The sequence below is a fragment of the Anaerobiospirillum sp. NML120448 genome (assembly GCF_023050945.1).
Taxonomy (GTDB): domain Bacteria; phylum Pseudomonadota; class Gammaproteobacteria; order Enterobacterales; family Succinivibrionaceae; genus Anaerobiospirillum.
The window spans coordinates 1-26040 of record NZ_JALKIM010000049.1; the positions used below are offsets into that span (position 1 = coordinate 1).

Annotated in this window: 17 protein-coding genes; 10 read left to right on the forward strand and 7 right to left on the reverse strand. The window is 39.8% G+C overall.

All coding sequences use genetic code 11. The annotated features are described in order from the left end of the window. Positions 1-111: 111 nt before the first annotated feature. The 4 genes from MXE38_RS08600 to MXE38_RS08615 all read left to right on the forward strand — a co-directional run bounded on the left by MXE38_RS08600 (position 112) and on the right by MXE38_RS08615 (position 3577). Positions 112-363, forward strand: a complete 252-nt coding sequence (locus MXE38_RS08600) for a hypothetical protein (RefSeq protein ID WP_246913952.1) — start codon at positions 112-114, stop codon at positions 361-363. A 112-nt stretch (positions 364-475) separates the two neighbouring features. Beyond that, the gene (locus MXE38_RS08605) at positions 476-1444 is read left to right on the forward strand and encodes a tripartite tricarboxylate transporter substrate binding protein (RefSeq protein ID WP_246913954.1); all 969 of its coding nucleotides are present in this window, start codon (positions 476-478) and stop codon (positions 1442-1444) included. 157 nt (positions 1445-1601) lie between these two features. Continuing rightward, the gene (locus tag MXE38_RS08610; protein ID WP_246913955.1) at positions 1602-2072 is read left to right on the forward strand and encodes a tripartite tricarboxylate transporter TctB family protein; all 471 of its coding nucleotides are present in this window, start codon (positions 1602-1604) and stop codon (positions 2070-2072) included. 14 nt (positions 2073-2086) lie between these two features. Beyond that, positions 2087-3577, forward strand: a complete 1491-nt coding sequence (locus MXE38_RS08615; RefSeq protein WP_246913956.1) for a tripartite tricarboxylate transporter permease — start codon at positions 2087-2089, stop codon at positions 3575-3577. Positions 3578-4145: 568 nt separating this feature from the next. On the opposite strand, the gene MXE38_RS08620 is transcribed toward MXE38_RS08615, so the two are convergent. Together MXE38_RS08620 and MXE38_RS08625 are read right to left on the reverse strand one after the other, a co-directional pair. Then, positions 4146-5726, reverse strand: coding sequence for a PAS domain-containing methyl-accepting chemotaxis protein (locus MXE38_RS08620; RefSeq protein WP_246913957.1), 1581 nt, complete (start codon positions 5724-5726; stop codon positions 4146-4148). 893 nt (positions 5727-6619) lie between these two features. After that, positions 6620-7039, reverse strand: coding sequence for a hypothetical protein (locus tag MXE38_RS08625; protein ID WP_246913958.1), 420 nt, complete (start codon positions 7037-7039; stop codon positions 6620-6622). Between the two features lie 342 nt (positions 7040-7381). Here MXE38_RS08625 and MXE38_RS08630 point away from each other — a divergent pair, with 342 nt between their 5' ends. Both MXE38_RS08630 and MXE38_RS08635 read left to right on the forward strand, forming a co-directional pair. Beyond that, entirely contained in the window at positions 7382-8665 is a 1284-nt protein-coding gene (locus tag MXE38_RS08630) for a TerC/Alx family metal homeostasis membrane protein (RefSeq protein ID WP_281503179.1), read from the forward strand. A 348-nt stretch (positions 8666-9013) separates the two neighbouring features. Next, complete coding sequence (locus tag MXE38_RS08635; protein WP_246913959.1) at positions 9014-13099, forward strand: transposase; 4086 nt, start codon at positions 9014-9016, stop codon at positions 13097-13099. Positions 13100-14162: 1063 nt separating this feature from the next. Here MXE38_RS08635 and MXE38_RS08640 read toward each other — a convergent pair. Both MXE38_RS08640 and MXE38_RS08645 read right to left on the reverse strand, forming a co-directional pair. After that, on the reverse strand, positions 14163-14726 hold the full coding sequence (locus MXE38_RS08640; protein ID WP_246913960.1) for a hypothetical protein: 564 nt from the start codon (positions 14724-14726) through the stop codon (positions 14163-14165). A gap of 197 nt (positions 14727-14923) precedes the next feature. Further along, positions 14924-15967, reverse strand: coding sequence for a tRNA-dihydrouridine synthase (locus MXE38_RS08645; protein WP_246913961.1), 1044 nt, complete (start codon positions 15965-15967; stop codon positions 14924-14926). A gap of 276 nt (positions 15968-16243) precedes the next feature. On the opposite strand from MXE38_RS08645, the gene MXE38_RS08650 reads away from it, so the two are divergent. Both MXE38_RS08650 and MXE38_RS08655 read left to right on the forward strand, forming a co-directional pair. Continuing rightward, positions 16244-17296 carry an MYG1 family protein gene (locus MXE38_RS08650; RefSeq protein WP_246913963.1) on the forward strand — a complete coding sequence of 351 codons (1053 nt, stop codon included), beginning with the start codon at positions 16244-16246 and terminating at the stop codon, positions 17294-17296. A 304-nt stretch (positions 17297-17600) separates the two neighbouring features. Next, positions 17601-18260, forward strand: a complete 660-nt coding sequence (locus MXE38_RS08655; RefSeq protein WP_246913965.1) for a suppressor of fused domain protein — start codon at positions 17601-17603, stop codon at positions 18258-18260. 125 nt (positions 18261-18385) lie between these two features. On the opposite strand, the gene MXE38_RS08660 is transcribed toward MXE38_RS08655, so the two are convergent. Continuing rightward, positions 18386-18805: a DUF1036 domain-containing protein gene (locus tag MXE38_RS08660; RefSeq protein ID WP_246913967.1), complete on the reverse strand. Its 420-nt coding sequence runs from the start codon at positions 18803-18805 to the stop codon at positions 18386-18388. A gap of 74 nt (positions 18806-18879) precedes the next feature. Beyond that, positions 18880-20106 carry a hypothetical protein gene (locus MXE38_RS08665; RefSeq protein ID WP_246913969.1) on the reverse strand — a complete coding sequence of 409 codons (1227 nt, stop codon included), beginning with the start codon at positions 20104-20106 and terminating at the stop codon, positions 18880-18882. A 204-nt stretch (positions 20107-20310) separates the two neighbouring features. Here MXE38_RS08665 and MXE38_RS08670 point away from each other — a divergent pair, with 204 nt between their 5' ends. Both MXE38_RS08670 and MXE38_RS08675 read left to right on the forward strand, forming a co-directional pair. Continuing rightward, positions 20311-21303: a penicillin-insensitive murein endopeptidase gene (locus tag MXE38_RS08670; RefSeq protein ID WP_246913971.1), complete on the forward strand. Its 993-nt coding sequence runs from the start codon at positions 20311-20313 to the stop codon at positions 21301-21303. Between the two features lie 367 nt (positions 21304-21670). Beyond that, a complete protein-coding gene (locus MXE38_RS08675; protein WP_246913973.1) occupies positions 21671-22657 on the forward strand; it encodes a hypothetical protein in 987 nt (328 codons plus the stop codon). Between the two features lie 1662 nt (positions 22658-24319). Here MXE38_RS08675 and MXE38_RS08680 read toward each other — a convergent pair. After that, complete coding sequence (locus tag MXE38_RS08680) at positions 24320-25567, reverse strand: restriction endonuclease (RefSeq protein ID WP_246913975.1); 1248 nt, start codon at positions 25565-25567, stop codon at positions 24320-24322. Between the last annotated feature and the right edge of the window lie 473 nt (positions 25568-26040).

A 26040-nucleotide genomic window follows, 5' to 3' on the forward strand; every position in this document is an offset into this window, starting at 1 on the left:
CAATATCAGTTTTAAATTTACGTACTTTCATGTTAAGAGACTATATTGAGCTATACCTAAAACTATTTTAACATGAATGTAGTACTAAGCTTATTTATTACCTAATTATTTATGTCGTTTACTATAGGTAATGATCTCTTCTTATGCTGCAACTTAGTGAAAGCTAATTTTGGCAAACGAACCCCTTTAACCTTATTAGTAAGTACTGATGGGGTTAATTTCCAAAAAATCATGGATTTAGACACTCACGATGGAGAGCTATCTTATCCATGTATTAAGGCCTACCAAGGTGGCTTGTTAGTTTCTTATACCTACGATAGACATAATATTAAGCTCCTTGAGCTTGAACTTATAAGAGACTAACTAAAAATTGGTAATTAACTGAAGCTTATGCTTGTAGTTCTAGCTTGGTTAGTATGCCCTAAACAGTGCGGATAGCTGCACAGGGCTTTGTCTATGAAAATTGGAGTCAAAAATGCGTAAACCTCTATTATTAGCAGCTGCTGTAGCCATGGTTTTATCAGGTGGTCTATGCTCACAAGCAATGGCTGGCCCTTATCCAACAGATAAAGATATCACTGTAATTATTCCTAAGAACCCAGGTGGCGGCACTGATACCACTGCTCGTGGCATTATTAATATGATGCAAGAGGATATGGGCAATGTTAAGTTTGTTCCAGTCAATAAGCCTGATGGTAATGGCATTGTAGGTATGGTTGATGTATCCAAGGCTAAGCCTGATGGCTATACCTTAGGTATGGTTACTGTAGAGCTAGCCATTTTCCCTCACCAAGGCAAGACTAAATTATCAGTCGACGAGTTTGACTCCATTATTGCTCCTATTGCTGCCCCAGCAGCTTTAATTGTTCCAAAGGATGCACCATACAACAACCTTGAAGAATTTGTCTCTTACTTAAAAGAGCACCCTGGTGAGGTCATGATGGGTAACTCAGGTGTAGGCGCTATTTGGCACATTGCTACTTTAGCCTTTGAAAAGGAATTTGGTGTTAAGGTTAAGCACATTCCTTATCCAAAGGGCACAGCAGATATTGCTGCTGCTATGGCTGGTAAGCATATTAGTGCTACTTTGGCTGATCCTTCATCATTCAAGAGCCAAGTAGAGGCTGGCAATTTGAAGATCTTAGCTGTAATGGCTGATGAGCGTACCAAGATGTTCCCTGATGTTCCTACATTCAAGGAGTTAGGTCACGATATGGCCGTACGTGCTTGGGCTACCTTAGTAGCACCTAAGGGCACTCCAAAAGAGGTCTTAGATGTATTACGTGCCTCTGCTAAGAAAGTTTCCAGCACCAAAGAGTTTGCAGACTACTTCTTAAAGCAAGGTATTGATCCAACCTCTATCATTGGTGAGGATGCCAACAAGATGATGAAAGAAGATGACGCTATGTATGCCGAGTTCTTAAAAGATCTCATGAAGAAGTAGTACTATCTCATCCCCCTAATTATCATAAGCCGCTCCTATGCAGGTTCCTAAGTATTATAGGAGCGGCTTTTTCATGTTCGTGATGCTCTTAAATTCGTCCTTTAACTATGAGGGGCTGACTTTGTAGTTACAATTTATTAATTAAGAGGAGCTTGGTATGACCAATATGGAAATGAGCAACTATGTCATAGCTTTTATAGCTGCCCTGGTAGGTGCTGCTATTTCTTATACCTCATATGGCTATGGTATAGAAATGTCTATGTTTGGCCCAGGAGCTGGTTTTTGGCCTTTTATTTTAGGCGTCGCTCTTATGGCAGTAGCCGCCCTCTTAGTATTTGACACCTTACGAAATAAAAAGACCTTCCAAGAACAACAGGTAATTTTAATTACGGTAGACAATGTCTTAGTTTACAAAATGATGGCTGGGGTGATTGCCTATGTGATTGTTCTGCCTATTATCGGTTTTTATCTTGCAACTATCTTATTCTTAGCAAGCGCCATGTATTTATTGGGCGCACGTAAACTCCCTCTTATTGCTAGCGTTACCTTAATTTTCAATGCTGTCATTTATGTAGTTTTTGATGAGCTGCTCTCCTTATCATTCCCTTTACCATTTTTTATTGAGTAGCGGAGCCTAATAATATGGAAAACATCATCGCAGCCATGGGTATGATTTTTACCCTGCAAAATTTAGGTCTCTTAGTAGCAGGAACAGGTGTAGGTATCTTTATTGGAGCCATGCCTGGTTTATCCGTAAACATGGGTTTAGCCCTACTCTTCCCTATTACCTTTTCTGTAGGTGGCTTAGGCGGCATTGTAATGCTCTTAGGCATTTACTGTGGCGCTATTTATGGTGGCTCTATCACCGCTATCTTACTTAAAACTCCAGGAACTCCAGCCTCAGCAGCTACTACCTTAGATGGCTACCCTATGGCGATTGTTCATGGTCAGCCTGGACGAGCCTTATCTATTTCCACTACAGCCTCTACTTTTGGCGGTATTTTCTCCTGTATTTGCCTTATTTTCTTTGCGCCCCTGCTTGCCAAGGTAGCATTGCAATTCTCTAAGCCTGAGTACTTTGCTTTAGCTATTTTTGGTATTTCCATGATCACCTCGGTATCAACTGGCTCAATTTTAAAAGGATTAATTGGCTGTTTAATCGGTCTATTTATTGCCACTATCGGTCTTGATGCTATGAGTGGTATGGAGCGCTTTACTTTAGGCACTTTATACTTATCTGGCGGCATTTCCTTTATGCCAATCTTGATTGGTTTATTCGCCCTATCGCAAGTTTTCTTAAATGTAGAAGACTTACTTAAAGATCAAGGCCCTAAGAAGGTGGTAAAGATTGATTCTGTACTGCCAAGCTTTAAAGATTTTAAGCTTACCTTAGCTACTTTATTTAGATCTTCCTTTATTGGCACCTTTATTGGCTGCGTCCCAGGCACTGGTGGTGATATTTCATCATGGATTTCTTATGATCAAGCTAAACGCTGGGCTAAGGATAAATCTCAATTTGGTAAAGGCGATCCTCGTGGTATTGCAGCCTCTGAATCAGGCAACAACTCAATTGTAGGTGGTGCTTTTATCCCTGTACTCACTTTAGGTATCCCAGGTGATGGTGCAACTGCTATTATTCTCGGTGCCTTAATGGTTCATGGCCTCCAGCCAGGCCCACTACTCTTTGTTAATAATGCTGTTGATGTCTACACTATTTTCATCGGCATGTTAGCTGCTAATATTGCCATGGGCTTATTTGGTTTCTCTTTAATTAGAGTTTTTGTCAAAGTAGTAAATGTTCCAAAGGTCATTTTGCTACCTATTATTGTAGTCATGGCTGTAATTGGAACCTATTCTTACAACAATTCCATGAACGATGTTTACATCATGTTAGCCGCAGGTATTATTGGCTTTTTCATGGCTAAAACCAATGTCGGTGTTCCAGGTGTCATCATTGGTATTATTTTAGGCTCCTTAGCAGAGCAGAACTTTACAGGCTCACTCATTATGAGCGATGGCTCCTTAAGGATCTTTGCTACTAGCCCAATTTGTGCAGTATTCTTATTGCTCTCCATTATCAGCCTGCTCTCCCCACTATACAAAGGCTCTTTAATAAAGCTCTTCAAAAACTAGCCCCAGCCCCTGGCCCTGGCTTTGGCCAGGGCCTAAGCCAAGGCTTAAGTCCCCAGCCCCTGCGCTTTAGTCTGGGGCTTAGCTAAAGCCCTAACTTAGTAATGGTGTATGGCCTCATAGCCAAGAGCCAAGCGCCACCAGGCTCTGGGCTCTGGGCTATGGGCTATGGGCTATGGGCTATATGATAAGCAAGGTATTGCCATAAGGCAGAGTAAGCTTAAGCAAGATTAAGCTTACTGCTAAGTACTATGCTTAGGGTATGGCTTTTGAGTTGATAGTGCAAAAGAGGCTAGCTGAGTGAGGTAGTGTGTGAAGTCGTGAGAGGGCGTGAGTAAGAGCCTTTTAGAGAGTTAAACTAAAAAGTTTCAATTATCTATCATCATTTATATCAAGCTCGTGGCAAAATTTTGCTGCGGGCTTTTCTTTTATTAAGGACAAAAAAATCCTGCTCAGTCATATGTCTGGCAGGATTTTGGGATAATTAAACGCTAGTTAGTACTAAGACTATAAGTACTTATCTCTAGGACGGTAAGAGCTAAATACCCTAGCGCATGGTTTACAAGTTAAATTAACGATTAATCTTTTGGTACTCTCTTTCAAAGCGCTCAACCATGTCTTTGAGGTTATTCAAGGTAGCATTGGCCTTATCAATGGTATTGTCAGACTCGTTAGCAATATCCGAACACTCTTGTGACAGTTTGTTTACATAGTTAGCATCTTGCTCAATTTGATGGGCGATACTGGTTTGATTACCAATAGTCTCATTCATGCTATGAGTCATTTGAGAGATACGGCTAATGTGCTCCTTAATAACATCAAACTTCTTAGCACTATCAGAAATGGCATTATGACCAGCATCTGATAAATCTACAGAGTGCTGAGATGCTTCCACGGCACGATTAGAGTTATTAATTAAGTCAGTAACACAAGAGTTAATTTCTGCTGTGCAAGACTTAGACTTAATAGCCAAAGCACGAACTTCATCAGCTACCACAGCAAAGCCACGACCTAATTCACCAGCACGAGCTGCCTCAATAGAAGCATTAAGTGCTAATAAGTTAGTGTGATCGGAAATGTCAACAATAGTACGTAATAGTTCAGAGATTTTATCTGCACTATTAGACAGCTGCTTCACTACATTCACTAAATCATTAGCGCCAGCACTAATATCATTAAGGGCCTGCTTATTAGCCTCGGTAGCCTCATAAGTTTCTTGAACTTGCTGATGAGTTTGGGTAGCAAATTGATCGGTTGAAACTACTGACTGCTGCAACTCCTCAAGCATCTCACTCATATGGGACATAGAGGAAAGAATATTGCCACACATAGTGCTTTGCTTACCCATATCATCAGCACTTTGATGGGATAAGGTAGCACTTTGATTAGCCTGAGTAACAATAATATCAATTGCGTCCTCAACACGGTTAATCATGGACATCATATTGGCATTATTGGTCAAAATAGCTAAGCGTAAGCCTGACATGAACTCGTCTTCACGATCATGGGAGTAACATAATCTACTTACAGGGTGATCGTAAACTGCGGCTAAGAGCTTGGTTAAATTATGAACCTTGCGCTTGATAATATAACGTTGATGAGCTACAGCCACAAAAGGAAAAGCTACACCGCACACTAAGCTTGCAATTGGATTAACAAAGAACAGTCCCAAGGTTACAAAGGCACCACAAAAGGCCAATTGCATTGATTTAGGAGGCATAGGAATACGAGGGGTTAATCGTTTACCCTCAGCAATAGCCTTATAAATCTTCTCAGAGCGTATTACATCACGCTCATCAGGAGCATAACGTACTGACTCGTAACCCACAATTTCACCATTAACAAATACAGGTGAAATAAAGGCATTTACCCAATAGTAATCACCGTTTTTAGCACGGTTTTTTACAATACCCATAAAAGGCTTGCCTTGCTTGATAACTGACCACATCAAAGCAAAAACAGCTGGAGGCATATCAGGGTGGCGAACAATATTGTGGTTTTTACCAATCAACTCTTCTTCAGAGAAGCCACATACGTTCACAAAAGCTTGATTACACTTAGTAATAATACCTTTTAAGTCAGTAAAGGAAATAATTTTCTCATCTGGAGAAAACAAAATTCGTTTGTCAGTTACAGGAAGATTTAACTTCATCGCCGTCCTCGAAAAAGTCTAATTATCTTTGAGATTACTAGATCAATAAGCACATTGATTTTAAAGTTAACCGTTAAGGTGTTATTGCCCAACAAGCAAGTTCGATCACTACCACAGATCTTTTACCTTGAGACAATCACTCTACTTATAGTTAATTTTAGGTATTAAACTTGTAAACACTGCACGAGGTTTGTTAATAAGCATGCATAAAACTATAAGAAAATATGAGTTTCAAACGGTTTAGCTTGCATAATAGGTAAATGTCGTTAGCTAAAATTATGCAAGGTTATAGTATTCTCAAAATTATCTAACACTATGAAAGCACAAAGCTTGCAACCTAAATCACATTATCATTTTAGGTTTAAAATTTCAGTGACCAAACACATAGTTTTAACACCTAATAGTGTATATCTATATATATATACCAATCAAAATATTTTTCTTGCACAAAGTCTTTGTTGATGGCCTTTCATATTATGCACAGCATAATACCATTTGAAATGGTATCGAAACAAAAATGAAAAGCTTTATCGACTCTTAACACAAAGTTAATTTTGTACAGTAGCTCTGATAATCAACTATTATTTAAATATAATCATATACTTATCGCAGTTAGCTACAGTTAATCCCCTATCTTACCTTTAATACAGTAAACTCTACGTGCAACAAATTATCACAGCCAAACTGGCGCACCGCCTCACTGGCGCACCGCTCCAATGCTGTACTGGCGCACTGCCGCACTGCAGCTCCACTCCCCAATGATCTGCCAGTACTGGTAAGGAGTCTAGCTCTAAGCGCCCGCACCTAAAATTATACTTTCACTTAGGCAACTATAGCTTTGTTGTACATTGCCTGTTGATACCAGGAATTTCCAAGAGCTATGGTACTGAGTTTTAGCACTTAGATAGGCTTATTTTGCCGAATACTGGTAAGTAACAGAAATGACAAAAGGCTGAACTTATTTCGTGATTAGCCATAAAAGACTGCTTGGTTCTATAAAACACTTGATAAGGATCAAATTGCAGAGCACTATTTTCAAAGCCACGTACCAATACTGCTTTTGGTTGCAACTGAGGTTTGCTAATCGCTACTGTGATAATAAAATTATCTGGATAGCGCATCCAAGCAAAGGAAGTATCAGAATACACCCCGTCGCCATATTGCACCAGATCTTTTACTGGTACAGTCACACCAGGAATGCTAATTACACTCTCCCCTACCCAATTGTGCAAAGCCATTAATAACAAGCCCTTGATGGCATGATCAAAAGGCACTAATTTATCATAGGAGTGAACTTTAGTTTTACCCTGCATCAAAGGCATCTTTTACTAAAGTGGGCCAAGGTTAACTAAATTAGGATGCACCTTAATTCTAGTTAATCATTAGTTTTGTAAGTGGCTATCAAAAAATATTTGCAGTTCTATGTTTTTACTAATATTTTAAGATTAAAATAAATGGCTTAAACCTAAGCTAAATAGCTGTTAAAAGCTAATTATTGTTAAGACAAGACTTAGCTTGGCTTAGTGTTTAGTTGTGTTGGTTAGAACGTAGCGTCTTTTCATGCCTCTTGCTTTCTTTAGAAGCAAGCTTTTTTATTATGCTTTGAGTTAGCAAAGTTGTTGTGATTACGCATCATTTACAAACCTAGGAAGTACATGTCACTTAGTAGCACACCCGTAAGCGATCCAGCTGTAAATACTCATATTGGTCTTGAGCCAGAGACCATGATTATATTTGGTATCTTAGCCTTATTTGCCCTTTTTGTTGATATTTGGGCTCACCGTAAAGATAAACCTATTGCCTTAAAAACCGCAGTTGCATGGACATTGTTTTGGATTTCGATCTCCATGTGTTTTGCTCTCTTCTTGTATTTCCACTTCAATGGTGAAGTAGCCTCCCTCTTCTTAGCAGGTTATCTGTTTGAACAAGCGCTCTCTGTAGATAATCTTTTCGTAATGATGGCTATTTTTGCTTGGTTTAAAGTACCAGAGCAATATTGCCACCGTGTACTCTACTGGGGTGTCTTAGGTGCTATTGTCTTTAGATTACTCTTCGTAGTAATTGGCTCTACTCTCTTTGCTTTAGGCCCAATTGTTGAAGTAGTCTTTGCCTTAATGGTAGCCGCCTCTGGTGTCATGATGTTACGTAAAAAAGACGATGATGCCGACGAACATGCTGATTACTCCAATCATATTGCTTTTAGAGCAGTAAGAGTATTCTTCCCAGTTTTCCCTCGTTTAGTTGGTCACTCTTTCTTTGTTAACAAAGAGCACGTTGAGCAAGAGTTACAAAAAGAGGAAAACAAGGGCTTAGAGCTTAAGCGTAAAGGTGCTATCTACGCTACTCCTTTATTCTTATGCTTGGCAGTAATTGAAACTACTGACGTGATGTTTGCCTTTGACTCAGTACCTGCTGTTATTGCTGTTTCTCGTGAGCCTTTAATTGTTTACTCAGCTATGATTTTCGCTGTAATGGGCTTACGTTCCATGTACTTCGTGCTAGATGCCATGAGACAGTATCTCATTCACTTAGAAAAGGCTGTTACTGTTTTATTATTCTTTATTGCCTTCAAGCTTGGTGCCAGTGCCAGCTTACACTTAACAGGCTTTGGTATCGACATTGATGTTTATACCTCCTTAATGGTAATTGCTGTGATTTTAGGCTTAGGCATTGTGTCTTCCTTTATTTTCCCAGACAAGACCAAGAAGCAAGCTGCTAGCGCTGCTACTGCTACTACAGCTGAGAGCACTGCTAGTGCTAGCGCAGGTGCCGATAACGCTGCTGCTGGTGTAGAGACCGAAGCTCATACTGAGACTGCATCTGATGCTACTGTTGCTAAGAGCGTAGCTAATACTAGCGATGAGCAAGACGCTAATTTACAGGGCCAGACAGTTGCGGCTAAAGCTGATGAGGCTAAGGCCGAGGTAGAAACAAAATAAGCTTTAGTAAGCTACATTAAGTTTATCTTTATTAGGCATCTTGGTTTCAAGATGCCTTTTTTATTTGTAGCAAAACTTGCACGAACACTGCCAAAAAACTAAAATGAGCATCTATATTTCTAGACTCTAAAGCAATAGCACTAGTCGCTAATTGCTGGTCTAGCTTTGGGACTACCAAGAACCACGCCAGAGCTTAATGCTAAACGATCCACTTAATGTTTGGTATTAGTCATTACTTCACTTAAGTACACTTGCTAAAGCGATCGTAATTTTATTGATAATAATAGCTCCCTGGCGTTACTTTACTTGCATGGCCCTCCGTAACACCACATAGGTAGACAATATAATATGGCTAAAAAGTCACGTGCCCAAAAAATCCAAGAGAGCACAGCTCAAAATGAAGCAACTACTAAAAAACACCTTAGTAAGTATGCTTTAAAGAAGCTAGCTCAACAAAATTCATGGTATGAAGAGCCGCTAACTGAGAATCAAGAGAGTGCTCAAGAAGGCTCTACTAGCAGTGATACTTCCACTGCCACCGCTAATGCAGGCGCAAATGATGCTAAAAGCAACACTAAGAAAGCCTCTGGCGCTACTAATAGACGCACAGGTTCTAGCTCTAGCAAGGGTAAGAAAACTACCACTCGCTTAAGCTTAAGAACTAATAAGAGACAAGCTGCACCTGATAGCAATACTGAGCTTAGTGATGAGGAGTATTTAGCTAACCAACAGCGCCGCCAGGCCAAGGCAAAAGCCAAAGCTATTAAGGCAGCTATGGAGGGGGCTAATGGTATTGAAAAGGTTGAGCGTAACACTCGTGGCAACAAAAAGTCTGTTACCTTTAGCCGTAAGGGCAATGTCATTACTGTAGTTCGTAAAGAGACTAAGCTTGATCCTCATAAAGAGGCCAAGGCCCAAGAACACCGTGCTAAATTAGAAAGACACGCTCAAGCTGTGCGTGATGCCCGTAATGAGGCCTTAGCCAAACTTGCCGCTGAGGGTAAAAAGTACCAGCGCCCTAATCGTGACTTAGAAGCCATTCCTGACAAGATCGAGTTTGATCGCAAAGTTGTTGAGACTTGTGGCGTGCAAATTAAAGATCGCTTGCCAAATCTTACTGATTTAGCTGAGCGTCAAGCCGCCATGATGCCGCACAATAGACGTGATCAAATGCTCTTTGCCCCTATTAAGCGTGAAACTCAACCAATTAAAGGCACTGACTTTATGGTTAAGTTCCTTGACTCATGGTCACGCCGCAATGATACTCAGGGCATTTTCACCTCTTTATTTGAGCAGGTAAAAGCAGTACGTCAAAATGAAAATGGTATTGCTTATATTGGTCTTCCAGCATTTTTAAAGTTTTTAGAGGGTGCCTCTAAAAATAAGATCATTGATGACTATGCTTTTGACTTCCGTCAATTTATCAAGCGTCGTGAAATCACTGATTTTATTAGCTCCATGCAAGCACCTGCTTTACAGTGGGCTAAAAATCGTCCTGCTTTAGAGCCTTACTATGCTTTTGTCTATTTTGACACCTATCCTATGCACATTAAGCTTGGTAAAAAGAAAGTTATTAATGTTCATACTCTCTTTATCTTAGGTGTCACTTTAGATGGTCGTAAAGACATCTTAGGCATTGTTCCAGATCTTACTAGCTCTCGTGTTAGTGTTTCTTTTTGGGATGCAATTTTAAGCCATTTAAAGGATTTAGGCTGTAGCGAAATCTGTTTTGCTGTTGCTGCTTTTAAGTGCCGCTATTTAGAGCGCTCTATGAAGAATCACTTCCCTGACGCTACTATGCACTTTAATTTACTTGAGCTCTTACAATTTGACTCTTTCTCCTTACCTGAGGATATGCGTAGCCAATTTATGGAGGATGCTAAGGCTTTAGCTGAATCTGTAAATTACGATGAGGCTTATAGCCAATTGTTAGCTATGCGTGACAAGTGGGAAAGCTATATGAGAGAGGGTGAAACTATCTTACAAGGTAGCTTAGACTATCTTAAGGTACACACCTTATTGGCCCCTCAAGAGCGCAAGGTTTTTAGTAGCCAGAAAATTGTTTCCCAGGCTGCCGCTTTACTCATGGGTAATAAGGCTCCTGATGACTTTTTCTCTGACAATGCTGAGATGCTTACCTATTTGTTCTACCGCTATTTATTAATAGGCAAGCAATATTGGATTGAGCATCAAGATTATGCTGTTAATAATCTCTGCTTCTCCAAGATTTTCTCCCAGTTACGTCATTTAGATATCTCTGGTGCCAAGTTACTTAATACTTTACTCTTAGAGCAGCACCAAGAATTTATGTATCGCCATTTTGGCCAATTTGGCAATGGCCCTGTATTTAACCTCAACCCTAACAAAAAGCGTATTTCTCTTTCAGGTCAAATTGATGATAACGCTGCGGTTCGTGGTGATTCATGGAATGATACCTCCAATGCTGCCTTAAATACTGCCAATGAGCCTCAAGAGGCCCAAGTAAGCTCTCAGGCACCAGATATGAGCCCTAAAGGCGATGCTAACACCGCCTCAGGCGATCGCACCAGCGCCAACCATGGCGCTAGCGCTAGCACTGGCTTAGCCTCTGGTGCCAGCGCTGATGGCAATGTAAATGCCAATGCCAATGCTAATGCAAAAGCTAAGGCTGGGGATGCTGGAGCTGGGTCTGAGACAGAGAGTGGCACAGAGGCTCAAATTATGGGCACTGGCGTAACTTGCATTAAAGATATTGAAGGCTCTGATTTAACCTTAAATGATGATCACAAGTTTAATAGTAACTTGGTGTTAGGCTTAAATGCCCCTAAGAGCATGTTTGATTCTGAGGTCAAGCTGACTGAAAACAGCTTAGAGAAGACTCATATTTTCAGCATGGATAATATGCACTCTTTTGAGAATAATGCTTTTATGGCTTTTGGTGGTCTGGAATTAGATCAAAGTAGCAGTGCATTCTTACACGAAAGCTCTGCAACTTTAACCTTAAATAGCACTAGCTCCACTAGCTTTATAGAAAAGCAGGATCTCATGGACTATGAGGGCGGCAAATTAACCTCTGCTCCTGAGGAGACTAAAACTAAGGTTAATAGCAAGCCAAGTAAACTTGCTGTGGCTTTAAGATTTGAATATCCAAAATTCAAGCAACGCCAAGTGCTAGTCAATGGTCAAGAATATGTGCTAACTCACGCTGCTTTGGGTGATTTAGACCCAGACAAGCTCAATCATCAAGTATTGCAAAACAATAGTGATATTAAGGGCATTGATAAGGTAGATGGTACTTTTGGCTTTAAAGTACTACGCTCTAAGCGTATGAGTAATAAGTCTGTTGCTCCATCCCATACTAACCTTAATGAGCTTAATAATAATGGCGCTATTGTCTTAGCTAAAGATACTGAGGATAAGCAAGTTACAGCAGAATCTGCATTAAAGTCTACTGTACAGAGCACTACTGCTAATACTGGCGACCATAGTAGTAACATTCATTTAAGTTACTCTCGTCACTTTAATGCTCAAAATGATCCTAAGATCTATAAGGTGGGCAATGGCTTAAGCTCTTTAAAGCACCAGTATGATGTTGATAGTGTAGCTGGCTTAGATGGCTTAGATACGATTAACTTTGTTAATGAACTAGGCTCTGAGGAAAATAACAAGCAGCCAAGTACTTATCTTGATAGTGTTAGCAGTAATATTCAGCGCGCTAATGCTGTTATGGGCATGTTACGACCATCCATTGCTCAGGCTTTAAGAAAAGATCGCTTAGATCTCAAAAAGAAGGATCGTGAGCTGATTAGCTTATGCTTAGGTAGCGATTTTAATTTTGACGAGGTTAATAATGTTATCCATCAGGTAACACCTATTTTCCGCTCTGCCATGCAAAATAAGATTGCTATGAAGGCTGAAAAGGAAGCCCAAAAGAAGGCCCAAGAGCGCCAGCGCAAAAAAGAAAAGGCTCGTGAGCGCTACTTAAAGCGTCAAGAGCAAAAGGCTGCTCTTGCCTTACAAAACCACAGTCAAAATGATACTCAAAATGAGCTTACCGATAAGGACTTTGAACCTATTAATGCCTCTGACTTTAACCCTTTAAATGGTGTTAATGAAAGTTCTGCTCTTAGTGGTGATAAGACTATTTTGCCTAATAGTCCAATTACTATTACCAATGCAGATCAAAGTGAGGAATCTGTCATGCCTAAAGGTTTGATCCTTACTAATAGTGCTAGCAATCAGTCCTTAGACCTAAGTCAAGCTACTAATTTAGATGGCTTATTTGAAGCTTCTCATAATGATGAGGGTAGTCTTACTTTGATGAAACCATCAGATGCTAAAGTGCAGGTGGTAGCGTCAGAGTACCGTAGCTCTATTGCTCAGCAAATGGCTATCAACTCTCCTTTAGGAGTACAAACTCAAAAGCCAGATCAAACCATTAAGCTCAAAGATTAATTGAGAGGGCTTAAGTCAATATCGACTTAAGCCCTTTTCTTTGTTAAAAAGCAATGCACTTAAACGAAAAAAGCGAGCCTAAGCTCGCCTTTTTTCGTAAACTAAATTATAGAAACAATCTTCGACCGCATGCTAACTTACAATAAGCTCGATTACAATGTTGTAATTATCTCTCTCTTATAAATACTTAATACAAAATTAAGTGGCGGTCTAAAACCTAGCTTATAAGAGCAAGTTAACAAGATTTTCATATAATTCAATCTAGTACTCTATCTAAAGCAACTACAGTGCCAATTATCAAAGATTGTCACTCTATTTACTTAAAAACAGCCTAGATAAGCTCTTTGCCGACCTTAAGTTCCCAGTCTTTCGATCCCCAACCCTCTTTCAAGTGTCAGTTTTTCCCACCACCATTGCCAGTCAACCATACCAAACCATCCTTAAGGCGCTCAATCTTTGCCTCTTTGATCAATTACCACACTAAACGGCAAAAAATATGACAAAGCAACCATCAAAACCTGCCCCTTTCCCAAACCCGCTCCCCATCCCAGGCTTTAGCCCTGGCTTGCCAGAATCTTGACCCGAGCTCAGGCCTGGGCGTTACTTATGGCGAGGGTCATGTTAAAAGCTTTCGTTATGGCCATGCTCTTAGCTAAGAAGCTTTTCATTAGCCATACATAGCGGCACCAGCACCAATACCTGCAACAGCAACAACAGCACTGATAGAAGCAGGTTTGTCAATGATCTTATTTTTAGCTTATCAATAATGGCTAAGAAAAAGCAAAGCCTAAAGCAAGGCAAGCCCCCTACAAAAGCCTTAGCGGCAAGTCTCCATCAAGCAAGCACCATTGAAGATGCGACAGTAATGGCAGTTTAGATCAAGGCATTAAAGTGAAGTTAGGAAAGGCAAGTAAAGTGAAGCAAAGCAAGGTGATGCGAGGCGAGGCGAGGCCAAGCTGAGCTAAGCTAAGCTAAGCTAAGCGCAGCTGAGGTTAGCTTGGCTGGTAAGGGGTGAAAGTAAAAAGGCACTAACTAAAGATAGTTGGTGCCTTTGGTAAAACTATTAATTTTGCACGGCGTACAACTCACCAATAGAGCGATCATAGAAGACACGCTTACCACGAATAATGGAGCCTACATAATTTTCAATAATGGCTCGGGCAGCGGCATTGTAATCACCTACTAGTTCAATAATGTACATATTATTGACCTCACCAATTACAATGGTATAGGTGTTGTTAGTTACACATGAGGTGGTATAGAAGCCATGGCCCTGCTCTACTTTATCTGTGCAAGAGTGGTTTTGGATATAAAAGTCCATATATCTTGAAGCATCCATACGGCTGGTCTTACGGGTATAGCGCATTTTAATGGTTGTTGCCTGACCTTTATTTTTAGAGTTAGCAACATTGATATAACGCACTATATTATCTTCAATTTCAATATTCCAGCCAAATGGAACAGGTGGGAAATATACAGGGACGATATTGCGCATATAGTCTGCGCTCTTAGCTTCAATAGACTTTGCATCGTCGGCAGCATTTGCTACTGAAGACACTCCTAAAGCTAACGCACTAACAGCCAACGCTGTTACAAACTTAGCCAACTTACGTGCAACAATTGCCATATTTCCTGCCTTCTTGTAAACCATGAAAAACAACTTGCTATAAACAATTGGGGCTAACTGCTAAAACTAGTAGCTAAACCTCTTATCAATTGATTACGCTCCAAATAATATTATTTTAACCTTTTAAGTGCTTTTAGCTAATACAAATACTTTACAAAGTGATTTGCCTTGCAATTTTAGCATATAGCACCAATGTACTACTCTGTTCTTGGGCCGCTAAAGCGCTCCTCAGGCATGTCATTGTGAGCATTAGTTGCCTCAATAGCTGCTTGAGGGTTGTTAATTAGATCAGATATCTTTGTCTCTAGCAATTGCTGTGCCTCAAGTGTGCCTTGAGAGCGGCAAAAAGTACGGAAAAATTCTTGTAAGCGGCCATCATATTTTTGAGCCCAGCCTAAAAACTGCTTTAATCTATCCATTAATGATTTTTCAGGATAGCCACGGCTTTCTAATTCTTGAGCAAACTCCCAGGCAATTTGTAAGACCTTATCCATGGATAAAGGCTGCTCTTGGCCTCTTAGCACTTGAGGAATATTTGGCATTGCAAATACCGCTCTACCAATCATTTGACGATCTGTCTTAGTAATTTGAGCACATTGTTGTGAGCTTTCATAATCAACAATATCACCATTAGCTACTACAGGAATGTTATTGGTTTGACCAATAATAGAGCCAATAGCAGGCCAATTAAGACCTTCTTTTTTATAGAGATCTTTACGAGTGCGGGCATGGATAATTAATTCATCAACGCCATCTACAGCCAAAGCTTTAATAATAGTTGGTAATTCATCAGCATCTAAAAAGCCTAAGCGGAACTTAACAGAAAGCACAATGCTAGGATCTAAGACTTCACGTACACGACTAACAATAGTATGTAGTAGCTCTGGCTCCTTTAACAGCATAGAGCCACCGTGATGAACAAAGCGGGATGGACAACCAAAGTTTAAATCAATACCTTTAGCACCTACTTCTACTGCTCTTAGTGCAGTTTGAGCCAAAGGCTCACTTTCATCTCCTAAAAGCTGAACACGGCATGGGCAACCATAAGCTGTTTTAGCATCCTCTTTTAGCTCTGGTACATCACGCAAAATAGTTTTATACGGAAGCACATCGGTAGTGACACGGATAAACTCTGAGAAACACTCATCATAATCTCCGTAATGGGTAAGAACCTTACGCATTGGGGCATCACATACGCCCTCCATAGGAGCAAGATAAATTTTGTCTAGTTTAAAAGTCACTTGTACTATTCCTCAGAACATTAAAAATAAGCTAAAAGACGCTGCATTGTACAACATTATTTTTAACTAAATCACAATTTTGCAACAAATAGCCATCTAAATTACTAAAGCTTAGAGCCTAGCAAGAAAGTGATTTTTTGAATTGTTTAAGCTTGCTCAAATGGCTAGATACGAGGCTTTCAGCCTAATTACTCTGACTTTTAGATGAAAAAAATACTGCATAGCTTCAGTTAGTAGCCCATAGCTTTTGTAAAAATGATAGAATTATTAGGCCATATGACTTGGCTTTTTTTACTGTTTGATTCTATTAATTTGCAAATTGCTAAGGGGATTGAAGTGTTAATTGCAACCCATGATGGTAGTTTTCATGCTGATGAAACACTAGCTTGTGCCATAATTTCATATATTTATGAGCGCTCTGAGGTTATCCGCTCCCGTGATCCCCACATGCTAGAGACAGCTGACATTATTATTGATGTTTCTGGAATCAATGATGAAAAGCATTTTGATCACCACTCTAATGAATTTAATTTAAGCCGAGATAATGGCATTAATTACGCCACTGCTGGTTTAATGTGGCTTAAATTTGGCGATGAATACTTACGTAAAATTGCTCTAGATTATTTTACTTTAGAGCAGCGTAATGAAATTACTAAAGAAATCTATCAAGCTGCTAAAGAGCGCATTGATCGTGAAATTATGTATGGTGTTGATCTCAACGACAATGGCCAACTTAATACCTATTTAAATGATCAAATTAAAGTTGCTAATGAGGGCGAACAAAGAGTAATGGATGAGCTCAATGAGTTCTACCGCTATACTCCAGATATCCCTTATCTTGTGGCCATGCAAAACTTGCCTAACGTCTCTGGTACTGAGCAAGATAAAAACTTTATGACCACAGTTAAGATCTTAAAAACCTTATTAATCAATGCTGCTATTAATGCTCTTTATACAGAAATTGGCATTGCTAAGGTATTAAGCGTTTATGATGGTGGCTCTATCCTTATCATGCACGAGAAATTACCTTGGACTCAGGCCGTACTTGCCAACTTTGATAAGTTTGCTAATTGTATGTTGGCTGTTTATCCAGATCGCAAGCGTGGCTGGCGTGTACAGTCCTTACCATACTCTTTAGCTGAGCGCTTTAGAAATAAGCTTACTGCTCCAAAGGCATGGCGTGGTCTTGATTTTGAGCAACTTGACCAAGTAACAGGCTTAACTGGTACTATCTTTGTTCACCGTGCTGGCTTTACTGGTGGCGCTATGGACTTTGATACCAATCTTGCTATGGCTCGTAAGTGGCTTGAAGAAGGCGAGCGCAGCTAGCCTTGCCTAGCCATGCTAGGCAAAGCTAGCTAAGCTAGGCCTGGCCCCAGACTAAGCAGGGCCTGCCTAAGCTAAGCTCACAGTAAGCTACTTCCACGTTGGGGCAAAAACTCAATTTACATTGTACAGAACAAATCCCTGTCCTTAGTAAGGATAGGGATTTTTACTTGTAGAAAGCCTATTAAAGGTTCAGCTAAGAATGTTGTGAAAGCTTAAGGTTAATTCTACTCAGCGACGAAAGTCGCATATATAGTTGCTCGGATTCGATTACAACATTACTCACTAACAGAGGATTTAGTTAATCATGGCTAATAAAAAACGCAAGAAAGCCCTTGAGATGTACTCCCATGAGGAAATGGAGGCTGTTGAGGCCCATATTAATAATTATTTTGGCCCTGTTTCATATTTCATGCATGAAATTGTGTCTACCGATATTCATGTAGATATCTGTGTGATCCCGCCAAATGAAGAGCACCCCTATTACACCTTATCCACTATGGGTATGGGCGCTCATAGAATGAACGTGCCTCAAGAATTAAGGTGCTACCAACTTGAGCGTGCCGAATTAGTAATTGCTCTGCCAGCATCTTGGAAGTTAGATGAAAAGTCCTTGCATGATGATAATTGGTATTGGCCTGTTCGCCTTTTAATAGGCTTAGCTCGTTTGCCAATAGAATGCAATACCTGGCTTGCTTATGGCCATACTACAGACAATCAAGAACCATATGCACCCTGTACTCAACTTTGCGGTACTATGATATTAGCGCCTCAATATGTTGAAGAAGATGCAATATGCATGCAGCTACCAAATGGTGAAAATGTTAACTTCTATCAAGTTGTCCCTATATACAAAGAGGAAATGGACTACGCCCTTGAGCATGGGTTTGATGAATTATTCCAAAAGTTAACCGGCAAAGGTACTAGTATTATAGTCAACAACCATCGCCGCAACTGCATGAAATAATGCTTGGGAAATATCTGTCCTTAAGCTTGCACTTACCTCTCTTGGGGAAAATCTAGTGCACTTAATACACAAAAGGCTGTCTAAAACACTTAGACAGCCTTTTTGTGTAATGATTAAGCCAATTATTACTGACTAATTGGGCCAAAGGTAATTTCAGCTACACCATTAGCAGCTACACCTCTGACAAAGGACACCTTTTCATCAGCCTTCATATTAGCCTGACCATGGACATATTTGAAGGTACGATAATATACAGGCAAATCTAAGCTACCCTCGCCGCCCTGTACTCTTTGATCGCCTTCAAACTCGCCATAAATATAGAAAATGTCATTAGAGCTATCTAATTGTATATTAGCACGAGCTCCAGACTCTAAATTGTACCAGCCTTCAACCATCCAGGTTTTTCCATCATAGTCTAAGTAAGATACGGCCACTGAGATTGGTACGTGAGCAACATTCTTGCACTCTAATACTAGAGCTTGAGCACTACTAGCTACGACCATACTCCCAACTAATGCCGCAGCAGTTACAATCTTGCGCAACACATTTCCTCCCAACTATAAAAAACCTAAAAAACAATTTTAGCAAAAAAGACAATACATGAGCACCATTATTAAGCTTATGGAGTAAAGCTAGAATCCTCGCCTTTATTACCAGAGCGTACTGAGCCAGCCTTTTCATTGTTTTGACTAGGCTCTTTGAAGATAGGATCATCAAGACCTGCATTTTCATCAAAGGAATAAGGCCCTTGATTATTTTGTACCTCTTGGTTATCAAATGGACGTTCTTCTCTTGATTGATGACTGCCATATTCTGCTTTAGCTGTTTTTTGAGCAAAGAAGTTAACATCAGGAACAGCTGTAGTTAAGTCAATGCCACGAGCAGTATTACGTTTAAGATTTTCAATACGCTCTTGTTGCTGCTCTACAGTTAAAGCTTCAAACTCAGGACCTCTATCTAAGGTGTTGTTTGGTAATAAACGACTTTGATAATCAAACCAAATTAAAAATGGGTTTTTCTTAGATAAAGCAAAATAAGGATCCTTTAAGGCTCTTACAATATCTCTACGAACCATTGATAGCACTGACATGGTATAAACAATTGGCACCATGCACATCACAATAAATGATAGCGAAAAGTTTACGTAGAATTGGGCCAAAGTGAAAAAGCCAATTAATGTAGTAGCAAAGGCATTAACACGTAAAGCTAACACAAAGTTCACCTTAGTTTTAGCAATCATAAGACTAAATACCTTAGTCAAGCTGGCAGCTACCAACACCACAAAGGCTAAGGAAGATAAAAACCACAGTGTTACTACTACCCAAATGGAAAAAAAAGAAGCACTAAAGACTTGCTCTAATACTCCAGCAGCTTCTAAAGGCTCAAATTGAGCACCATTATTGCCATAAATAGAAGTCCAAGGAACATTAATAGATCCTTCGCCTGTTCTAATAATAGCAGCGTGAGAGGTAATAGTAATAGGAGGCTGCTCTGTTACGCCCTTAACCTCAACATTTTCAAGGTTATAGAACATTACCGCCTCGCCTCTAGTATTACGAATTACTAAAGGAGCAGTATCATTAGGATTGATAGGTTCAAGCACGCCTTGAGGAGAAATAGTGCTAGCAGGAATTTGTGCCACTACACTTGGCAAATCTAAAGCTTTAAATTTGGTTAAAACTTCCTTGACTTGCAAGCATGCTGGTAAAGCCAGAGCAGCACATAAAATTAGCAAATATACTAATCCCACTCCCTTCATTCTAAACATCACATCAATATAAAAAGAACGTGATACTACGGCTTTTATAGGATAAGACAAATAAGTTAAAAGATTTTGAAACTGCATAAGGCCAAATCACAACATCAATGCTAAAAAAAATTTTGGTAATTATAGCAATTTCATAGCCTCATGTCTGATCACCTAAAAAAGCTTATCCATTAAGCCCCAATTATTGGGCCATAAATGGCTTATAATAGCTTGACTTTCACAAATCTATGGTCAAGGTATCCAAGAGTACCAATCCTAAAAGCTCACCATCCAAGGATAATTATGGTTAAGCACTTTTTTTGTTCACGCAAACTGTGTTCTGTATTAAGCACTTGTTTAGCTATAGGCCTATTAAGCGCTTGTGCCTCAGATATCAGTTCTAAAGAGTCTAGTAGTAATACCTCTTACTCAGGCAACATTAGCACCACTACCTCTAGCGTGCTAGTTAGCAATGATTTTTCCTCTTACCAGCAAGCACAAAAATTAGCGCACGACCAAGGCTATATTTATGAAGGGCAATTTACCCCCTATCAGGGCTCTAGCTCTCGTATTTATGGTTCCACTGCCGCAGGTTGCATCGAAGGCTCAAGTGAACTTAGTGATCAAAAAGAAGAGTTCCAACTACAACGTTGGGCTGCAGGTCGCAATTATGCTCACCCGCTCATGTTGCAATATTTAGCTGATTTGCGCCACAGAACCAAGGACTTAGGCCTTCCTCCTTTATTAATAGGCGATCTATCTCGTGTTTTAGGAGGCCCTTACGGCCAAAAATCTAATCACGCCAGCCACAATACTGGTATTGATGTAGATTTGCCTTTTGACTTTGCCCTACCACGCAAATCAGCTAGTGAACTTGCCTCACCTAAAGATGTGTATATTGTTAAAGGCACTAAAATTCAACCAACTTTTACCAAATCCATTGAAGTCTATATTAAGACCGCAGCCTCAGATCCTAGAGTTGACCGTATATTTGTTGCCCCTATGATCAAGAAACACATGTGCCTTCTATACCAAGATAAAGAGCATAATGGTTTTTTACAAAAGCTTCGTCCTTGGTTTGGCCATCAAGCACATATGCACGTACGCCTAAAATGCCCTTTTGATAGCCCTGAGTGCGTATCTCAAGCTCCTGTACCACAAGGAACAGGATGCGGATATGAAGTAGATAGTTGGTTTTTACCACCACCACCAAAGAGCGGCAAAGCTGTAGCTAAGAAAAAAGAGCGTGTGCTTCCACAAAAGTGCGCCCTATTGCTTAAAGATAATTACCTCTAATCATAGATGCGGAAAAATTTACTTAACTCACCATAGCCAAGCGGCAAAATTTGTCCTTAGCAGTCTGCCGCTCACCACTTTTTAACTGTGAACTCTGTGGTGAGCTACAGCAAGTTAACTAACAACCATTATCTCCAACAAATGGCTTAAATACTGCACTGCTTACTATTGTTAACCCTGCAATAATACTGTTTTTTATTTAATTTTGATGAACTTGTAAAACTTGGCACATTAGCTGCACATCTTAAAGTGCTAAGCATGAAAATTAGAGTGACTTTTTACTCAGACTTAGTATTTAAAAACTCATACCAAGCTTGAGTTTAAGCACCAAAAGTGATTTTCTTAGCTTGCTTAGAAGGAGCTTTTTATGTCCATTAGCAACATTTCTCACGCAAGTTCAGTTGGCTTTAGTGCCTCTTTGAGCAAGACTCAAAACAGCGCTAATGTAAAACCAAGTGACTTTGCCGCATTTTATAAAAATGCCAGTGAGATAGAGCAGGTTTCAGGTGTATCCACCCAGGCTACCTCTGGTGTAGCTAGACGTGGTGCCGCTGGCGCTTTAGATGTTGATCGTGCAAATAATGCTCTTTTTGGCAATAATGGTGCTCATTTTGCCCAACTTCTTGCCAAAGCAGCCAATCAACCTGTTTCTAATAGCCAGGCTATTACCAGCTCACAAGCTATTAGTTCTACAAAGGATGTAAACTTTGCGCAATTAAATGCCGCTAGTGGTGTAAACGCCCCTGATGCATATCTGCGCTCAGACAACGCTGCTCTTAGCACTAATAGTGCAGTCCAAGGATCGGACAATATTGCCGCTGAGGCAGCTCAGATTGTAGGCGCTTTAGATCTTGCTAAGATTATGCAAGCTAGAGAAGCTCTCAAGATAGAGCCTTATAATCCAGATGCTCCTATTAATCTTGCCGATAAGACCTTAGATTTCTCTACCATGTTGCCAGCAGGCATGAGATCTTTCATTAAAGATTTAAACTGTGCAGAGAGCGAGCTTAATACCTTTGTAAACGAAATGATCTTCGGCACTCAAAATGGCCCTCACGGTCAAAATGCCGCAGCTTATTTCGGAACTTCCAGCTTAACTGGTGCTCAATTATCCGAGCATATGAACCAGCTTATTGATGCAGCCAAAATTAACACTGCAGATTTTGCCGCTCAAGACTTTAACTTTGTCTTACGCAATGAACACAATGTGCTAGGCAACACCATTGCTATTAACAAGGGTGCTGATTTACAAGAACGTGCTATGGAGCGTGAGGTTAATAAAACTTTCCAAAGCGATATGGCTTTAATGCAGGTTTTAGCACATACCAATAATCAAAGCGCAACTATCTTCTAACAGATAGTCCACGCACAAATTGATAAGACTTTCATACAATGGTTAGCCCTAAAGGCTAACCATTTTTATTTCTGCCCACTGCCCACCAAAATTTCAAACCATCTAATTGCATTTACTCAACACATTAGCAAAATCACTCCTATTCTAGTACACTAGCACTAACCCTAACTTAATAGGATTCTAGGCCCACTGTGTTCAAGCAGCTCCACTAACGAGGCCTAGCAGACTTTTGCAATGAAACTTGTACCAATTAGCCCTGTTGTGCCTTGGGCTATTTGCCTGCCTATCTAAGCGGCAAGCATCCAATACTATGGCAAGGTAAGGTGCTTTTGCTTAACCTTATGCCTATTAGGTTCTAGGCCCCTATTTTGAGAGACTGAGGCCTAGCAGACTTTTGCAATTAAACTTGTACCAATTAGCCTCGTTTTGTCTTGGGATATTTGCCTGCCTATCTAATCGGCAAGCACTCCAATACGATGGCAAGGTAAGGTGCTTTGGCTTAGCCAGCCCTATGCCTATTAGGTTCTAGGCCCCTATTTTGAGAGAATGAGGCCTAGCAGACTTTTGCAATGAAACTTGTACCAACAAGCCAAGTTGTGCCATATGCCATTTGCCTGCCTATCTAAGCGGCAAGCATTCCAATACTATGGCAAGGTAAAATGCTTTTGCTTAGCCAGCCCTATGCCTATTAGGATCTAGGGCCCTATTTTGAGAGACTGAGGCCTAGCAGACTTTTGCAATTAAACTTGTACCAATTAGCTAGCCCTGTTGTGCCTTAGGCCATTTGTTTGCCTATCTAATCTGCAAGCATTCCAATACGATGGCAAGGTAAGGTGCTTTTGCTTAGCCATCCCTATGCCTATTAGGATCTAGGCCCCTATTTTGAGAGACTGAGGCCTAGCAGACTTTTGTAATGAAACTTGTACCAATTAGCCCTGTTTTGCCTTAGGCCATTTGCTTGCTCCTTTTAGCTATAGGAGGCAAGCACTCCAATACGATGGCAAGGTAATATGCTTTTGCTTAACCTTATGGCTATTAGGTTCTAGGCCTCTATTTTAGGAGACTGAGGCCTAGCAGACTTTTGCAATGAAACTTGATTTAGCGTATTGGTAAAATCGATTTTATTCTTATTAGATAAAGCGCACATTTTTAATAGAATCGTGTATCTATTAAGAGAGCTTGCTCAAAATTTAGCGTTTATCTTGCTGCAAAAATTAATGCTTGATCAATAATAGAGCTTAGAGAGCTGGCCCTAATCAATATTAAGGCCAGGCTACTTTCGATTGTGATCTTTTATGTCCTATAGTTTTTTATAGGAATATTTTGTCTTCTTTGCTGCTAGCATTCTGTATTGCTATGCTGCATAGTTTGATGATGCTGATATTGAACAATATGATTGCCAATGGCTTTAAGCCATATTTTTATAGCTCATCATATCGATGATCATCAATAATTACACACCAAAATGAAATCTTTTCTGAATTAAGAAAATTAAGTACAAGGAAAAATTACGTTAACTTTTTCAAAGCTGCGATAAATAAAGCATTATTTCAAAGGATTTCCCGCACCTTAAGATAAAAATTTCTAAGGCACGGTTTACAACTATCCTACTTTAAAGCAGGACACCTTATGTTTGATTGAGTGTTGAATCCTGAAATAATCTTATAAAGCACGTGGTAAAGATGCACGAATGTTGGCATCTAACTTATCGTAGCAAGCTAAAACTTCGTTAGCAATGTCATCACAGGACCAGAGCTTAACGTTATTATTAGCCTGAGCCTGATTTAAAACTCCCTGCTCGAAGCCAGATAAAGAAACTAATACAGCATGTCCAGTGCTATAGAACTTCATCATCTGTCCTAAAAACTCTAAAGATTGAGCAGATAAAGGCTTATCATAATTTTGAATTTGCACACTAACCTTAACAGCACGATTTTTGGTGCTAGAGGCAATTAAAGTGGTGTTACGTGCATTGCTCTCTGGGCGAATCTTAGTATCAAAGCCCTTAGCTCTAATAATATTCTCAATCAGATTGGTTAAACTAAGCTCTTTAGATAAAACCTTTTGCTGAATGATATCGGCTAAGCGCTTATTTAAAGCTTGCTTAGAATCATTAGCCTGAGCGGCAGCTGCTGCATGAGCAGCTACTTGTGAAGCCTGAGCTACCTTAGCGTCTTTAACATTTTGCATAATTTGAGCGCTGGTAGAAGCTTTAGGGCCATTATCCAACAATTGAGCACTAGCCTTAGCTGTAGCACTAGCTCCACGAACTACGGGATCTACATTAGTCTTTGGAGCTTCTACCTTAGGTGCAACAATACGAGCTGGATCAGTAACACGCTCAGGAGATGAACCATTGGTATCAATAGTTAGTGCAAAAATCTCATCAGCATTATTGCCATTAAACACTAAGCGCTCGGCTGCAACTTGTGGAATTGCATATTTGTAAGCAGCAATTACGGTGTTCATAAAAGCATGACCGTCAAGCTGGCAAACTTGCTCAGAGCGGTCAAACATCATATGACCTTCATCAGTTAAGCCTGAAATTAAAACACCACGCTCAAACCATACTACATTACGCTTATGGACATAGCGAGTTTGTGCTTGTTCATCAAAGCTATAATCGCTGGTAACACGGCCATAGTGGATAGTAGAGCCATCAAGATTGAATAAAGCAACGAAGTCACCAATATTCATATTATGAGCAAATGGCCAACAAATATCACACCAATTTTTTGCGCATTGGAAATCTACTTGGCATTCATCTTCAAGATAAATAGTTAAATCATGTGCATTGTAAAAGTCTAACATTGAGGTAGTTAAGTTTTCCTCAAGGCAGCAAATACAAGAATTCTCTAAGAAGTAGCGCTCGTCTTGATTATTTTGAGCTTGAATTAACCAGAATGCCATAATAAATAACCTACAACAATTAAAGTAATCAAATCAAACAGCCACAATCAATTAATTACTTTGATTACTATTTATGATCAGATGCCTGTAAAGGCCCAGCTGATACCCATTGATGGGTACATAGTTGTTTTTGGCAATACCTAAAGGTATGTCTATTGTCTGATAAAGTGTTTTGATGTCAAAAAGTTCAGCAATAAAAAGTGAGGTGCTTGATAGGGTATCCCTAGTTGTCGCATCCTCTATAAACAAGCTCAAATTCCAAAACCTATTAAGCATATTAATGGTGCATGTTTTAAAAAGCTGTGCACCGAAAATGGGAGCCTGCATGTTTTTGTTAATAGATATTACGGTATCTATAATAGATGCACACTTTAAAGATTACAAGGCTAGTTGATAACTTTTTTTAGTTTTTCCCTTTACCTAAATAAAACCGCATATATATGGTTAATTTGCAGGAGCAATAGTATAAATAT